Genomic DNA, 16,782 nt, shown 5'->3' on the forward strand with positions numbered 1-16,782 from the left:
ATGATCCAAGACAACGTGAAAACAACAGAGAAAAGAGAGATCTCCCCTCGCAGTAAAAAGAGAGCCAGATTCCATTTTAGGTGGAAAGAATATGGGGTAGGTTATCTCTTCATGCTCCCCTGGATCATCGGTTTCAGCGTCTTTATGGCGTTTCCGATCGGGTGGTCATTGTACCTATGCTTCAATAAAGTGAGCTTGACCGGCAGCGGGTTCAAATACCAATGGGTTGGCTTGCAGAATTTCAAGGACGCGCTGTTCAAGGATAACGAATACAGTGTGCAGATTATTGCCTTCTTCCAGCAAATGATCGTCATCTTACCTGTCATCATTATTTTTTCCTTGTTGGTAGCCATTCTGTTAAATCAAAATTTTCCGGGTCGATTCCTTTTCCGGGCCATTTTCTTCCTTCCCGTTATTTTCTCCACAGGGCAGGTCTTGACAGAGTTATTCAAACAAGGAGCCGGCGATGTACCGTTTATTTCACAATATGGCATTGATACCTTTGTAGCTGAAAATTTCAGCCCATCCTTGGCAGATCCGATCATTAGCTTCTTAGGCATGATGATCATTATTCTGTGGTCGTCCGGCGTGCAGATTCTGATCTTTATTGCCGGTTTCCAAACGGTTTCACGCTCGATCTATGAGGCCGTGCGAATCGATGGCGCTTCACCTTGGGAAAGTTTCTGGAAGATTACATTGCCGAGTATCGTACCGTTCATTGCACTGAATCTGCTCTATACAACGGTAGATCTGTTTACCTTTCCGTTGAACCCTGTTATGGAGCAAATCCGTAAACATATGTTCAATATGTCGACAGGGTACGGATACGCGAGTGCGTTAGCTTGGTTCTATTTCTTACTGATCATGATTGTCATTGCATTGATCTTGTGGTTTCTGAACAGCGCCAATCGGTCAAGGAGGGTTAGAGCATGAAGGCGGATACTCCACTCAGAGAAATAGCCCAATCGGTTCAATCGTTTGTGGAAGGGAAAAAGGCTCAGAAAATAAAGCTGTTAATTCTCGGACAAAACACGAATGATGGCTGGTTGGCCAAAATAGTCATTTATTACTTACTGTCTATCGTAGCGTTTTTGTACTTGCAGCCTTTTTTCTATATGGTGACTACCATGCTCAAAAGTCTAGGGGATTTACTGGACCCAACGGTACAATGGATTCCACGTACTCTTGACTGGAGCAATCTAGAACGGGCCTTTAAGGGGCTGAAATACCCCGAAGCGGTTCTGAACACGTCGACAATTGCTCTGTTTGGATCACTCATCCAGGTGTTGATTTGCGGCATGACTGGCTATGCATTGGCACGTCTAAAATTTCCGGGAAAGAAACTGATCTTCGGTCTCGTCTTTTTGACCTTTCTCATTCCGCCACAAATTATCATCATCCCGCTTTACGTTATTTTTAGTAAATTAGGGTGGTTAAATACGCCATTTGTTTTCTTGGTTCCAGCGTTGTTCGGGCAAGGGTTGAAAAGCGCATTGTTTATTATTATTTTCCGTCAGTTTTTCAATTCACTGCCAAAAGCGTTGGAAGAGGCGGCTATGATTGACGGTGCGTCCGTATTCCGCTTGTTTTTCCGCATTATTTTCCCGTTGTCGCTGCCCGCTTGCTTGGTGGTGTTCTTATTCTCATTTGTCTGGTACTGGAACGAGTTTTACATGACATCCTTTTTTCTATCCACGGACTTTACACCACTATCCCTGCGTTTAGGATCTCTGGAGACGGTGATTTTCGGTCCTAATCCTGTTCCTGAAGCACAAATGAACAATCCAGTTACTGAAGGAACGAAGATGGCGGGGGCCTTTCTCATTGTATTTCCACCATTGCTCCTCTATATGATTGCGCAAAGGTGGTTTGTCGAAGGTATTGAGCGGACAGGACTTATTGACTGAATATAAAATTAAACTAAAATAATAAAAATTGAATTAAAAAATGTATTGTATTTTAAACTATAATTTTATATGATGGTTGTAGAGATACTTCTTAGTTTGAACATCCAAGATGGCTGATAACAAACAAATGGAGGGTTCACATGAAAAGAAAATTACCGGTTATGCTGTTTTCCGCACTCATGATGTCTTCGATTATGCTAAGTGGATGTTCAAGTTCGAATGAGCCGGCTGCGAGTTCTACACAGCCAGGTGCTACAGATGCGCCGAAGGCTACGGCCAAGACAGAACCTGTCACATTGAAATATATTCGAGGCTCTGGGCTTTCGGATGCTGAGAAGAAATATCTGGACATGTTTCAGCAAAAAAACCCGAACATCAAGATCCAAGTGGAGCAAACACCGGAAGGTAAAGGTGGACTTGGGGATATTATGGAAAAAGCGGCAGCACTGCAAGCAGCTGGTACACCAGGCGATATCACTTGGGTGCAAGATGTTCTCCCTTGGGGCAAAGGTGAATTGCTGCTTGACCTAGCTCCTTATATGAAATCCGACCCTGTGCTGAGCAAAGCCAAAATACCAGTGGATTCTTTGAAAGCGCTGCAATTCAAAAACAAGCAAGTTGCACTGCCGAGAGCAGAGAATCCAATCATTATGTTCGTCAACAAAGATTTGCTTGCTAAAAAAGGAATTGAGATGCCAAAGAATGATTGGACATGGGATCAATACCGTGAGATTGCGAAGAAAATAACGGATCCGAAAGCTGGGGAATACGGTATTGCTTACGGACATTTTAACTCCATTATTACGGCAGGGGTCCTTCCGGTAGCGAATGGCACGACACCTAACTTGTACTTTATGGATAAGGATTGGAAGCAAAGCTTGTTAAATACCCCGTCTGGAAGAAGCGACATTGAATGGATTGCTGATCTGCAGCGTGTCGACCACTCTATCGGGACATGGGAAGAACTTACGAAAGTGGGTTCGGACGATGGTTGGTTGAAAGGGAAAACAGCATTTGAAATTCACGGGGTTTGGGAAGGTAAAAACCGCAGAGAAAAAGCGAAGTTTAACTGGGATGTACTGCCTTTACCAAAAGGAAAAGAAAAACAAATCGGTTATAACGTAGGAACGGGGATAGGTGTATTGAGCGCATCTAAGCATCCGGCTGAAGCTGTGAAATTCTTGTCCTTTATGCACACGGCAGAAGCGCAGAAGCTCATGATGCAGAACGGCGATTTCCCGCTGACTGAAGATCAAGAAATGAAGCAAGCCTTGGTAGAAACGCCGATTTGGAAAGGTACGAACATTCTTGCAACGATCGGTGTGGAGATGAGAGCAGAACCTGTTGGTGCGATTGTCGGGAAAGAAGAATACGTCCAATGGTGGAGCGATGATGTTCAAAAAGCATTCAAAGAAGGTGCGGATCTGAATAAACCGTTCTTTGATCAAACTCAACATTTTAATGAAGTCACATTGAAGCTGCGTAAGGAACTTGGACTGGAATAAAAGCATAAGTGGCTGCTATCCGGTTTTAGCGGATAGCAGTCGTTTTTTATATGTAGGTAAAATAAAGGAAATTAATTTCGAGGTTTGACATGTCGAAAAAGGAGGCTGCCATGGTTACGCTGAAAGATATCGCTGCGAAGACGAATTTGTCGGTGACGACAGTTTCCCGAGTTGTGAATTTTAATGATACCACCATCTGTAGTGAAGACACGCAGAGATTAATTTGGTCATTGGTCGAAAGCATGAATTATAAAGTGAAGAATAAAAGAGCCAAGGTAAGTAAAGAGGCAGACCCCCAACGCGCATATAAATTGGGTTATGTATTGGGGCAATCGTCATATGCTGCCCAAGGCTCCTATGGCTATCACATTATTAAGGGGATAGAGTCGGAGGCGATTAATCGAGGCTCATCAATAACATTCAGCTGCCTGAACTTGGATCTCTATAAACCTGCTGAGCTCTGTGAGCGGTTTGAAGAGGCAGGAGTGCATGCTGTCATTTGGATCGCAGGGACAGATGAAGCGTATCTCAACATGCTGAAGAGTAAAAACTTTCGAGTGACGGTAGTGGGCATTGAACCAAGCTTTCTGCCTGAACACGTAGACTATGTAGGGGTTGACTTCTATCCGGAGACACTGAAATGGCTCAAGACGAAGTTTGTGAATAGGTTCGAACAGATGGGATATATAGGGCCGTTGTTTAGTTCAAGGTACGAAGCGTTCATCGATGCCCATAAAATTCTTGGGAAGCCTATCGATCCTTCCTTTGTCATAGAACATGAAGGCTGGGAGGTCTCTTCTGCTAAAGCGGCCATGGCAGAATTTCTGGAGCGGACAGAGCGCCTTCCTGAAGCTTTCTTTGCAGCAAGCGACTTGATCGCGATCGGTTCCATGACAACGTTTAAGGAAAAGGGGGTCCTTGTACCTGATCAGGTGAAGATACTGGGCTTTGACAACAATGAAATGGCAGGCTATGTGTCACCTGGCCTAACAACGATCGGCGTGCCGACCTATGAGATCGGGGTTGTAGCTGTTCAGGCATCGATCTCCCGTTTAAATGAGGAGAGAGACTTCCCTGTTCGCTTCATTTTACCGACGCGTTATGTAGAAAGAGAGTCTCTTTAATCCGCATTAGATGGCATTCTTGAGAGGGCGCGTTTTGCACATTGAGGATGCCATTATTTTTTATAAATAGCAAATAAATTTTAGTTTATTATTTTAAATTAATCTATAATTAAATTAAGAATATGTTGATTTTTTAACTAAAATTATATAAGATGAAGGTATCAAAACGTACCACTATTTTAAGCGCTTACAAGATGGGAGAGATTGAAACATGGGCAACGAGAAACGAAATCCACACTATTCTACAGCTGATTTTTATGGGATTGAGGGAAGTCCAAGACAGGTATTTAATTTTAACCCAGGTTGGCGATTTACAAAAGGTGATAGTCAAGGCGCGCAATATGAGTACTATGATGATCGTGAGTGGGAAGCGGCAGCGCTCCCGCATGGGTTAGAAATTACTGGAGAAAATGCTAGCGGAATGCGAAACTATCAGGGGGCTGCATGGTATCGAAAGCGTTTTACTCTTCCTGAGTCGATGAAGAACAAGCGCGTTGTGGTCTACTTTGAAGCGGTTATGGGGAAATCGGAAGTCTGGCTGAACGGCAAACGTATTGCACAGCATTTTGGCGGATACTTACCGTTTGCAGCGGATATCACAGAACTTATTCATCTTGATGGGCGCGATAATTTAATCGCAGTGCGTGCTGATAATGCGAATGATCCGACTTATGCGCCAGGCAAAGAACAGGATCACCTAGATTTTAGCTATCTTGGCGGTATTTATCGCAACGTTTATTTAATTGAAACAGAGTCGTTGCATGTGACACATAGTTTGCTTAGTCAGACGACAGCTGGCGGAGGCGTTTTCGTTGGGGTTCAAGATGTCGTAGACAAGAATGCCAATATTGAAGTGCGTACGGAAGTGTTGAATGAAAGCGATCGCCTTCATACGTTTACGCTTCGCACGGTGCTCGAGACCATGGAAGGGGCAGAGTTGCTCATTCAAGAGGAAGCAGCTGAGTTGCAACCAGGGGAAGTTCGTCAATTTACTCAGCAGTTATTGGCCAATGATGTTCATCTCTGGGAGCCGAATGATCCTTATCTTCACTTTATTCGAACGGAAGTTGTTACGGACGGTCGCGTTGTCGACAGCTTTAGAACCCGATTTGGGATTCGTTTGTTTGAAATGCGTGGCGACGAAGGATTCTTCGTTAATAAACAATACATCGGATACAAACTAAGCGGAGTAAACCGGCACCAGGATTACGCCTATGTGGGGAATGCACTGCCAAATTCAGGGCAATGGCGCGATGCCGTTCTGCTTAGGGAAGGCGGATCCAACGTTGTGCGAGCGGCTCATTACCCGCTGGCACCATCTTTTATGGATGCTTGTGACGAATTGGGGCTGCTGGTAACCGTTGCGAATCCAGGATGGCAATTCCATAATCATGTGGATGCGATTTTTGAACAACGTGTAATCGAAGATACGCGTGACATGGTTCGTCGTGATCGCAACCGTCCTGCTGTTCTGCTTTGGGAAACCGCATTGAACGAAACGGATGACCAACCGATCTCCATGCTTCAAGAGATGCATCGCGTTGTACATGAAGAGTTCCCTTTCCCAGGCGCGTTTACTTGTGCAGACGTGGATCATGCGAAATTAGCTGGATTTGATTTTTATTACCATGGCAGCATGGAAGATGAGAAGTGCTCCCTTACACGTGAATATGGCGACGGTGGAGAAGTTGACAATTTCTACTCGCAGAATGCAATGACGCGTGTAAAACGCGAGTGGGGCGAGCAAGCTATGCTGAACCAAGCGATGGTGAGAGCTAGGGACTTAAATGAGATTTATGGTACACCTCCCAAACGCATTGGAGCAACCGTATGGTGTGGTATCGATCATCAGAGGGGGTATCATCCGGACCCGTTCTTAGGCGGAGTGCTGGATGTATACCGTCTTCCACGCTATTCCTACTTTTTGTTCAAAAGTCAGTACGATGCGAATTTCAAGTTAAACGGTATCTCTACAGGTCCAATGGTGTATATTACCCATGAAATTTCCCAAGTGTCAGGCAGCGATGTTGTCCTGTTCACCAACTGTGAGGAAGTCCGTCTGACCTGGCTAGGTCAAGTAATCGGTACGCAAAAGCCGAAGCAAGGTTACGATCAAGTTCCACATCCCCCAGTCATTTTCCGCAACGTGTTTGATTATCACGAAATTTCCTCGAAATGGCGAAATCGGACAAAAGAAATTGAAATGGTCGCTGAGGGACTTATTAACGGTCAAGTTGTGTGCCGCCAAATCAAATCTTACGCCGAGCGTCTGACGGGAATCCGGTTGGAGTTGGACGATCAAGGGATTGATTTGCAAGCAGATGGTTCGGATTTTGTAGCTGTGCGTGCCGTACTGATTGACAATAAAGGTGTAACTAAGGTACTAAACAGCGAGTATATTCAATTTGAAGTAGAAGGCTGCGGTGAAATTATTAGTGGTGATACGCCTGGCGCAAACCCAATGAAGACGCAATTCGGTGTTGCCACAGCCTTTATTCGCGCGACGACGGAAGCGGGTGAAATCCGTGTGACCGCATCAAGTTATGGGCTAGAACCCGCACAGATCGTGATTCACTCAGTGAAGTCAGAGCTGCCGATCTTGTTCGATCCAGGGTACGCGGAAAGTGAGCAAGCAACGTCTTCAGGTGTGCAAAAGATTAAGGCTGCGGATCAGCCAATTGCTCCTGTGAAGCCAGAGGAAATTAGCAAACTTGAGGCAGAGGTCAAACGTCTGCAGCTGGAGCTGATAAGCAAAGAGCAAGATATTATGGAGCTGCGGGGAACTCGCAGATAGCGAAATGGAGGAGGCTGCATGCAGAAACGCGTGATGGGCAGCCTCTTTCTTTTTAAGTGAGGGTAAAAGCAACTAATCTAAGGCAATGGCCGTTCGGAGGTCCGGGCGTCATTTGCCTAAAAGTGAGGGAATATTACGTATGAAGTCTAACAGAACAAGCAAAATGTTTGTCATTATGTTGGCCATCATGATGGTAGTAAGCAGCTTGCCTTTCCATATGAACACGAATGCCAATGAGCCTGCACTGCCGGTTTACCAAGCTTCAACCGGTTACTCTGGCGTGCAAGGGAATCAGCAGTGGCGCTATCAATACCTCCCCTTCGATAGGACGGAATATCAAGATTTGCCATCATTTTCTGGAAATAACTGGTGGAAAGGGACGAATAACTGGGATTGGGGGAAATTAACGAATACCATTGTGACGCCTGGATCCCTGGCAGATACAGCTCGTACGTTCCTTGTACCCGAAACGGGGAATGTTACCATTGCAGCTGCACAGTCGATTACCATTAATCCGGAAACTTATGGCGGTGCAAGACTGAAAATCATGAAGAACAACACACAGCTCTGGCCTTCTACGGGAGACTGGCAGCCCATTGCTGCTAATCAACCACTCGACTTCCCAAGTGTGACCGCTTCCGTGTATAAAGGAGATCGGTTGTATTTTGTGGCAAACAGTGGGCAAGATCATGCGAATGGTCACGATGATATACAGTGGGATCCTGTGATTTCGTATACGGACATCTTGGAAGCGGTTTCTCCAACGGGAGTGACGCTGGATCAGCATGCTTTACAGCTTACAGTAGGTCAGTCTGCATCTCTGCAAGCTGCCGTGTTGCCTAGCAATGCGTCGAACCAAAGCTTGTTCTGGAGCTCTAGCAATTCGCAAGTTGCGACGGTTGTGAATGGTCAAGTGACAGCATTAGCCAATGGTACAGCAACCATTACTGTAACGACGATGGACGGCAGCCTGACGGATACCTGTACAGTAACTGTTACAGGATTTCTCCCTTCGTTCAAAGCTTCGAGTGGATATTCCGGCGTACAGGGGAGTAATAATTGGCGCTATCAATATCGTACGTTCAATGCTTCTGTTTTTTCCGATTTGCCATCTTTCGCCGGCAATCAATGGTGGAAAGCATCAGGTAACTGGGATTGGGGTTTGCTGACTAAAACGAGTGTAACACCAGGATCGCAGTCGGATACTTCGCGTACCTTTATGGCGCCGGAGAGCGGCACGTTAACGATTACAGCGGCTCAGCCGATTACGATTCATCCGGATACGTACGGTGGTGCAAGGTTGAAAATTATGAAAAATGATACGCAAATTTGGCCAGCGAGCGGTGAGTGGCAGTCCCTTGTTGCTAAGCAAGTTATTACGTTCTCACCGTTGTCTGTGACTGTCTCCAAGGGGGATCGCCTGTATTTCATTGCCAACAGCGGCAGTGACCATTTGAATGGGTTTGATGATATGGTATGGGATCCAGTTCTCGTCTACACGGAAGTTGTAAATTCGGTTTCACCGACACAAGTGACGCTGGATCAGCATGATATACAAATGAATATGGATGACACACTTACCCTCCATGCGGTTGTAGCACCTAGTGATGTGACCAATGCCAATGTGACCTGGACCTCCAGCAATCCGCAGGTTGCGGTAGTCGAGAATGGTCAGGTCAAAGCGTTGGCTCAAGGAACAGTTACGATTACGGTGTCGACAATGGATGGCGGACTAAGCGACAGCTGTACAATCGTTGTAGTGGGTTCTCCGTCGTACCGAGCTACTTGGGGCTTCGCTGGTGTACAAGGCGAGAACCATTGGCGTTATCAGTATCGTGCGTTCGGTGACGAGTTTTTCACAGATTTGCCAGTATTCAGTGGTGGCAATTGGTGGAAGACAGGCAACAATTGGGACTGGGGAAAAATATCTGGCAATGAAGTGACACCGGGTTCGCAGGCAGATACGTCCCGTACGTTTGTTGCACCAGACTCCGGAAGCTTAACGGTGACAGCGGCTCAGCCGATCACAATTCATCCGAATACGTATGGCGGCGCAAGATTAAAGTTGATGAAGAATGATACGCAGATTTGGCCAGTAGAGGGAGAATGGGTCTCACTTGCTGCAAAAGAAAGCATCACATTCCCAGATTTTACCGTCTCTGTCGTAAAGGGAGATCGTTTATATTTTATTGCGAATAGCGGTGGGGATCATGCGAACGGCTTTGATGATATTCAGTGGGAGCCTGTGCTGAAATACACGGAGGTGACGGAAACGATATCACCAACACAAATTACTTTAGATAAACATCAGCTGCAGCCTGGCATAGGTGAAAAGCTTACGCTGCATGCTGTTATTACACCTGCGAATGTAACCAACTCGGCACTCTATTGGGCATCGAGCAATCCTAAGGTAGCGACTGTACGTAACGGGCTCGTCACGGTTATCGGACCTGGTACGGCGACGATAACTGCCACGACCGCAGACGGTGGATTAACGGATCAATGTCAGATTACGGTGGACGGTTCCGGAGCTGTCAATCGTTCCGAGTTGTTATTCATGTTGACACAAACGTTGAAACTACCGAGTGTACCCTATCAAGGTATATTTAATGATGTGGCTTCTGGGACGGGATATGCCGATGATTTGCAAAGTGCACACGATAACGCACTTATCGATAGTCATCTGATTGAGAACGGCAGCCTGCATCCGATTGCTCCTATTACGCGTGAAGAAGCAGCATCGATGCTAATCAATGGTTATAATCGTGCCATGCCGCAAGATGCCGTGCTTGGCGACATCAGCACACTTTCGGATAAGGACCAAATTCAAGCATGGGCTGCAGCTTATGTACAGGCAGATCGCAAGCTTGGCATCGTCTATCCGCAGGATACGTATCCGACACAGTTTAATCCGCAAGGCGCTGTGACACGTTTTGAAGCGCTGGACATGATGCAGCGATTGGTCGCTGTCATGGATATTCAAGCGATAATTGCATCTGCGGTTGCGGAAGGGAAGAGTCAGCTTGTTATTCCGCCAAATACGTACCGCATCTCACCGAAATCCGGTTCGACCATCATTCCAATCTCCAATGCACATAACTTGGAAATTATCGGTGACGGTGTGACGGTGATCGGAACAACGTTAACGCGTATGCTCGAAGTATCGAACAGCACGAATGTGACGATCAGTGGCCTTACATTTAATTACGACCCACTGCCATTTACCCAAGGGCATGTCAAGGCGATTGCACCGAACCTCTCCTATTTAGATATTGAGCTTTCTGCGGGTTATCCGAGACAGCTATTCTCCAGATTGTCGATCTATGATCCTGTGACGAAGTTTCAAAAGCACGGCATTAATCATTTATGGGGCACGACGGCCGCATGGAATGAAGACGGCACGATGCGCATTTCCCTGAACGGTGTGGGAACCAATGTGAACGTTGGCGATCCGGTCTCAATGGCTGGCGGTCAAGCTCCGGGCGGAGCGCCCCACGGTATTACGGTTGGCGGCAGCAGCGGTATTGTGTTCCGCAATGTAACGGAACATACAGCCCCTGGTTTCGGCTTCCTAGAAGCAGGAAGTGAGGGCGGCACCGTGTTAGACGGTTTCAAGCTCATTCCAGGCCCTGCGCCAGTAGGAGCGACAGAAACACCTTTATTAACGGCAGTATGGGACGGAATTCAGTTCAAAACGTCCTACAAAGGACCGATCGTGGAAAACTCGGTCGTTCGCAACGCTGGTGACGACAGCTTTAGTATCCAATCTGGCGATTATGGTGTCGTGAAGGTGCAAGGCGATGAAATTGTCATCGTTATGCGAGATGGCAGTCAAGGAGTGAAAACGGGGGATAGACTACGACAATTTAATTCTTCCCCAGAAGCGATTGTGACCTCCGTAGAAAAAGTGATGAAAGCTTCTGTGAGCATGGATCCAGCACTGCTGCAAAAAATTAATGAGGCAGCGGATTGGACCCCATGGCGCTTTGCGGAAGAAACGTACTACAAAATTAAGCTGGATCGTCCGTCACCCTTCCAGACAGAGGACTTTATTTTTAGCCCGGATCGTATGGGCAATGGCTTTGTTTTCCGCAATAACGATATTTACAGCCCAGGACGGGGCATGTTGCTGAAAGCCGGTGATGGCCTCATTGAAAATAACATTTTCCATGGCGGTGACAAAGCCATCATTATTTCCCCGGAAGTTGTGACTGATTCGCATGCGGGAGCGGGGAACAATCTAATTATTCGCAATAATACCATTCTTGAGACTGGTTATCATCATTATATGCCTTGGTCCGATCAGGCGGGCGCAATTGGATTTGCTGCCGGTAATGTGAAGAGCGAGAAAGCGTTCTCTCATATCACGATTGAAAATAACACGTTCGATGGTGTCAACGGCCTTAATTTAAACCTAAGCAATGTTAAAAATGTGACGGTGAAAAATAACCAGTTTCTTCGTACGCATCTGCAAGAGCCAGGCAATAACGGCGCAGACAAAGGCATTGATCCTTCTTCTGTCATCTGGGTGAACAACGCGGAGGATGTGACATTTGTCGGTAATGAAATTGACCGGATGGGCGTTTTTTCTTCCATGGCGGTGAACGTACGGCCTGACACCAGCGGTATCACGGGTGCAGACAACGGTGTCAGCATCGTCAATTCCGCAGCGCTGAATAAACTCAGTCAAGCGGTGCTTGCTGTTGACGCTGTCTCGCTGCAACCGGGGGATGGGACAATCGCTCGCGTCAAGGGCATGTTAAGCAGTGGCGTCTCTACGTCATTAATTGGCGCCAAAATTGCCTACAGCACAAGCAATGCTTTGGTAGCCGTTGTAGATGCACAGGGTAAAATTACTGCGGTTGCAAAAGGTTCAGCGCAAATTTTTGCTGCGGTGACGTGGAACGGGGTAACCGTATCATCGAATAAAGTTACCGTTCATGTTGTAGTACCTCCTTCGACAGCAAAGCCTGGGCAGCCTGTCCTCTCTGACACGAGCGGATACGCAGCGGGATTGAAGGACGGTAACTACACCGTCACCATGAACATGTGGTGGGGCAATAACGGTACCGAGTATAAATTGTTTGAGAATGGTGTCTTGATCCAAACGCAGACTTTGACGGATGGAGCTCCTGCAGCGCAGCTGGCTAAGTTTGACGTGAAAGGCAAAGTCAACGGGACGTATACGTATACGGCGGAGTTGACGAATACATTTGGTAAGACAACAAGTGCACCGCTTGTCGTTTCCGTAACTGATGCAGCGCCAGGTAAACCGGTGATTTCGCACAATAATTGGGATGGAGACGGGACTTATCAAGTGACGATGAACCTGTGGTGGGGAACTAATGCCACGGAGTATCGGCTTTATGAAAATGGGGTGTTGGTGGATTCAAAATCGTTATCAGCAGCGACGCCTAATGCTCAAACGGTGACCAGCTTAATAGCAGGCCGAGGTATCGGCTTGTACGAGTACCGAGCGGAACTAGTGAATAGCGCGGGGATTACGTCGAGCGAGAAGCTCAAAGTCACCGTAACCAAATAAGGAAAAAGGAGCTTAGAGGTTGGATACATGGTACCTGCTAAGCTCCTTTGCTTCTCGGAAAAGCACGCAAGTTAAGGTGATGGCATCATCTTATCTTGCGTGTTTTCTCATTTTTACTGGAAATAAAGTGATGGTATAACGCTAAAGCGTTGAAATACGCAGGAAACTTCGATTTTGGAGCTTTTAGCGTTATCGCATAACGTTATTGTTCAGCTAGTCGTCCAATAGCGCGGATTAGCGTTGTCCCGTAACGTTAAAATAGTTGCGTCATTTAAGGTCTTTTGGGACAGCTTTTTGCGTTGCGAGGGAAGATGTAAAGGACAGCCTCGGCGATAGAGGAAATCCTGCATGCAAAAAAAACTCCCTAAAAGGGAGTTATAAGAAAGCGCATTCAATTCGGAGGAGAAGGCGCTGAACTACCGAAACATGATTTGAAATCCTTGGTTGTATGGAAGAAGGGTATATTTCTATTATAGGCAGTTTCTAGGCAAAATAGGATGTCGAAAAGGAAGTTTTCACCTGTTTATTTTGAAGATATATATCTTCAAATTCACCAGAATCATGTTCATTCCGTACATCACATCTTCTTTAGGCTTCCGCTACACTGAAGAGGACGAATGATGATATCCAGATATCGCTATCGCACGTTTAGCTAGAATTGGGGAGGAATTTTGAACTTATGAAAAGACATTTAACTGTGTTGACATCAGCTGTGCTCGCATTTACCTTATTAACTTCGACGGCTTTTGCTGCTGAACCCGTACAAGGTACGACAGCGCCTGCAGTATCCGTGGCGGCTTCGAAAACGACAGCGGATTTTAAAGATCTGGCAAGTTTGGAGGCGGGGCTGAAAACGCAAATTGATGCCCTTCTTGCACTGGGTTACATGGATGGAAAAGGGGATACTTTTGACATTGTGGGGCAAATGACACGTGCGGAGGCTGCAAAGCTGGCTGCAAAAGTGTTTAAGCTTGCCGTTGATGAGAAAGCGGTATCTACTTTCACCGATGTGAGTGCGGAAGACGGAGCGGCAGCTTGGGCGATTCCTTTCATTGAAGCGGCAAAAGCAAAAGGCCTCGTTGACGGCGTAGCGGACGGTGCCTTTGCACCGAATGAGCCTGTAACCATTGGCCAACTGGCGGCTATTCTTGTTCGTGGTTTCGGCAAAGCGAGCGAGGTCAAAGAAACGGATCCTTGGTTTAACGGCTACTTAGAAGTGGCCAAAGGAAACGGTGTTGATCTCGGTCTAGACGGGGCTAAGAAAGCGACGCGAGGTGATCTTGTGGCGGCTGCCTATCTGGCAGCTAAGGTCGTAGAGCAAGCGAGCAAGCCAGCTAAGGCTTCGATTAAAGAAGTGAAGCAAACCGGTGCCAAAACGATTTCAGTCGTTCTGAATCGCGATGTGGATACGGCGAAGGCAACTCTTGCCCTGACGAGAGGGACGACCAGCGTCGCAACGACAGCGACGTGGGCAGATGATAAAAAAACAGCTACGCTCGTGCTGAACGATGTCAAGATGATGGACGGTGATTATACCGTTACACTAGGCGGGTTAGATGCGACGGCGATTGACAAAGCAACAGGGACGCTCAAAGGGGCAGCAGAGAAGGTAGTCAAGCTTGAGTTTGTGAACAGTGGGGATACGATTGCGAAATCACCGAAGGTCAGGGTGGAAGTAAAGCCAACCAATCAATTTGGGGAGACAGCAACGTTCTCCAGTGCGAATTACACGGTGTATGCGACAACGACCCAGGCAGCAACAGTTGCCAAAACGGATGACGGCAAGCTATATGTGCAGCTGAACACCTCGGATGCAGGCTTGATTTCTAATGCGAGTCAGATCTCCGTTAACATTTATGATAACATGGAACATCTTTCGGCAACGAAAACATTTACAGTAGGCGTACAACCGCTCCTATCGAAGGTTGAGTTAGGTACGGTAACGTATAAAAATAACAAAACGGCCCTGTCGGTCGCGGGAGATACAGCCGTTATTGCACTAACCCAGTATGACCAATATGGCACCATCATTACGAAAGATTCAGGTTCGGTTGTTCCACCGATGGTATCCATTGCTCCATACGAATCGAAGTTAAAAGCGGAAATTACAGATGATAATCTGGATGGTGTGGACGATGTCGTCGTTAAAGCGGATGCCAAGGTGGAGATTGGCGGCGATTATACGGTTCAAGTCTTCGGCGGCAATACAACCGCAACAGCCAAGCTTACGACGAAGGCAACGGCGATGGCGAACAAGGTGGAGCTCGTGCAGCCAGGAGACACATGGGCGGCTGGTGACAGCAACAAATATATCGAAATTGTCGCTTATGATGCTGAAGGCAATAAATTAACAGCAGACGATATTGCTCAAAATGCGAAGGATGGCCGATTTACCGTATCTGTGGGTGGTAATGTGGTGACTGGTGAATCCGGAGATGTCCCAGCCGTGATGCTCGATGCCAAACGACTAATCGTAATTGATGGTCCGAATAAAGGGAAGATCTACATTAAGAAGCTAGAGGGCAAAGGGATTGCGAATATTTTCATAGCTCTGATCGGCATCGGTTTGAACAGTCAGGCGCAATTGACACTTCCAGTTTCGGATGCTCGTTATCCTGTAGGGCTGCGAGTTGCAACGAATCTAGCTTCAAAAGCCGTTAATACGGCGGATAACAACGGGAAACTTCAAATTGTTGATCAATATGGCAGCACGATTACTGGCTTTGCTACGACGCAATCCGGCAATCGCATTGATCTGATTGAGAACGGGCGCTCCGTGACGTACGACGTGTATGCAACGGTAATGCCTTCCTCGGACTATATCGGTACCTATTCAGGTGATTTGACGCTGGCTCCTGGCTCACAAGAGCTTGCGATTGGCGCCTTCAGCGATAAGGAGTTTAAATTTACACCTGTTGGCGCAGCGAAGAATGCTACCGTAACAGCCAAGTTTCAGCTACGTAAACGCGATTTTAGCGGCGCTATCCTCGGCAATGTGTTGGATGAGGCGGTTAGTACCAAATCAATGAAGTTCCAGGTACTCGATCCTGTGACTGAGAAATTAACGTACAGCCTCAACGGTGCGAGAGATTTGTTTAGTACGCTCGACAATGATTTGACCAAAAATATTCCGGCTGCTACGGTAGTAGACTCCTCTATTTTGGGCATTTCGCTGTCACTCTCCGCGAAAGATGCTGGGGCTAATGAGGTCAAAGTCCCTAACACGATCGTCTCGGTTGTCTCTGACACCTACAGCACGGCTAATCTCCAGGTTTCCGGTGGTAAAGTGTACGTGCTAGGGAATAAAGCAGGCACAGCCAACATAACGGCCATCTATACGACGCCGAAAGGAGAAACGGACTTCGTTCGCTCGACGGTTACTGTGAAAAGCGATGCCATTGCGATTCAATCCATTTCAAGCAGCTCCAGTAAGACATTTAAGCAGTCTGATGCCAATGGGCAACTCGCGTGGTTTATCATGGGGGATGTTGCCGTGAAAGATCAATATGGCGACGAGTTTAAAAATGCCAATCTTGCGCTGTTCAGAAACGTGGCGCCAGTGATCTATATGGTAAATGACGTATCACCAGGCTTAACCGTTACGCTTTCCAACAGCACAGAAGGCGTGAATAACCAAGTGGACGTCATCTACGATGGCGGTGTAAGCGGTGGAAGCTTTACGATGACGGCTGTTACTGCCAACGGGAAATCAACTACGACAAGAGTGATTATCAGCAATTAATCGCAAGTTTGAAATGCAGTTTGTCTCGAGATGAGACGAACTGCATTTTTTCATTAAAATTAAATTAAAAATATCTAAAATTAAATTAAAATTATGTTGTATTTTAAACTAAAATTATATATTGTTATAGTATAATACAAATGGAAGCGCTATCTATTGGTTGATTCA

At 46.6% G+C, this 16,782-nt stretch carries 7 protein-coding genes; all 7 read left to right on the forward strand.

What is annotated here, in order from left to right; genetic code table 11:
* A complete protein-coding gene (locus J2736_RS01490; RefSeq protein WP_310225151.1) occupies positions 1-933 on the forward strand; it encodes a carbohydrate ABC transporter permease in 933 nt (310 codons plus the stop codon).
* On the forward strand, positions 930-1,907 hold the full coding sequence (locus J2736_RS01495; protein ID WP_310222834.1) for a carbohydrate ABC transporter permease: 978 nt from the start codon (positions 930-932) through the stop codon (positions 1,905-1,907). Before J2736_RS01490 ends, J2736_RS01495 begins: the two co-directional genes overlap by 4 nt.
* Positions 1,908-2,047: 140 nt before the next feature.
* On the forward strand, positions 2,048-3,412 hold the full coding sequence (locus J2736_RS01500) for an ABC transporter substrate-binding protein (RefSeq protein WP_310222836.1): 1,365 nt from the start codon (positions 2,048-2,050) through the stop codon (positions 3,410-3,412).
* An 89-nt stretch (positions 3,413-3,501) separates the two neighbouring features.
* Positions 3,502-4,536 carry a LacI family DNA-binding transcriptional regulator gene (locus J2736_RS01505; protein WP_310222838.1) on the forward strand — a complete coding sequence of 345 codons (1,035 nt, stop codon included), beginning with the start codon at positions 3,502-3,504 and terminating at the stop codon, positions 4,534-4,536.
* A gap of 211 nt (positions 4,537-4,747) precedes the next feature.
* Positions 4,748-7,330 (forward strand): glycoside hydrolase family 2 protein, encoded by a 2,583-nt coding sequence (locus J2736_RS01510; protein ID WP_310222840.1) that lies wholly within the window; start codon positions 4,748-4,750, stop codon positions 7,328-7,330.
* Positions 7,331-7,469: 139 nt separating this feature from the next.
* Entirely contained in the window at positions 7,470-12,872 is a 5,403-nt protein-coding gene (locus J2736_RS01515; protein WP_310222842.1) for an Ig-like domain-containing protein, read from the forward strand.
* A 679-nt stretch (positions 12,873-13,551) separates the two neighbouring features.
* A complete protein-coding gene (locus J2736_RS01520) occupies positions 13,552-16,614 on the forward strand; it encodes an S-layer homology domain-containing protein (RefSeq protein WP_310222845.1) in 3,063 nt (1,020 codons plus the stop codon).
* Positions 16,615-16,782 lie beyond the last annotated feature (168 nt).

This window comes from Paenibacillus qinlingensis (genome assembly GCF_031455095.1).
Lineage (GTDB): Bacteria > Bacillota > Bacilli > Paenibacillales > NBRC-103111 > Paenibacillus_E > Paenibacillus_E qinlingensis_A.

Bases quoted from the DNA above. Each gene is read 5' to 3' on its own strand.
- J2736_RS01490 (WP_310225151.1), top strand. From the start codon at position 1: ATGATCCAAGACAACGTGAAAACAACAGAGAAAAGAGAGATCTCCCCT.
- J2736_RS01510 (WP_310222840.1), top strand. From the start codon at position 4,748: ATGGGCAACGAGAAACGAAATCCACACTATTCTACAGCTGATTTTTAT.
- J2736_RS01520 (WP_310222845.1), top strand. From the start codon at position 13,552: ATGAAAAGACATTTAACTGTGTTGACATCAGCTGTGCTCGCATTTACC.
- J2736_RS01495 (WP_310222834.1), top strand. From the start codon at position 930: ATGAAGGCGGATACTCCACTCAGAGAAATAGCCCAATCGGTTCAATCG.
- J2736_RS01500 (WP_310222836.1), top strand. From the start codon at position 2,048: ATGAAAAGAAAATTACCGGTTATGCTGTTTTCCGCACTCATGATGTCT.
- J2736_RS01515 (WP_310222842.1), top strand. From the start codon at position 7,470: ATGAAGTCTAACAGAACAAGCAAAATGTTTGTCATTATGTTGGCCATC.
- J2736_RS01505 (WP_310222838.1), top strand. From the start codon at position 3,502: ATGTCGAAAAAGGAGGCTGCCATGGTTACGCTGAAAGATATCGCTGCG.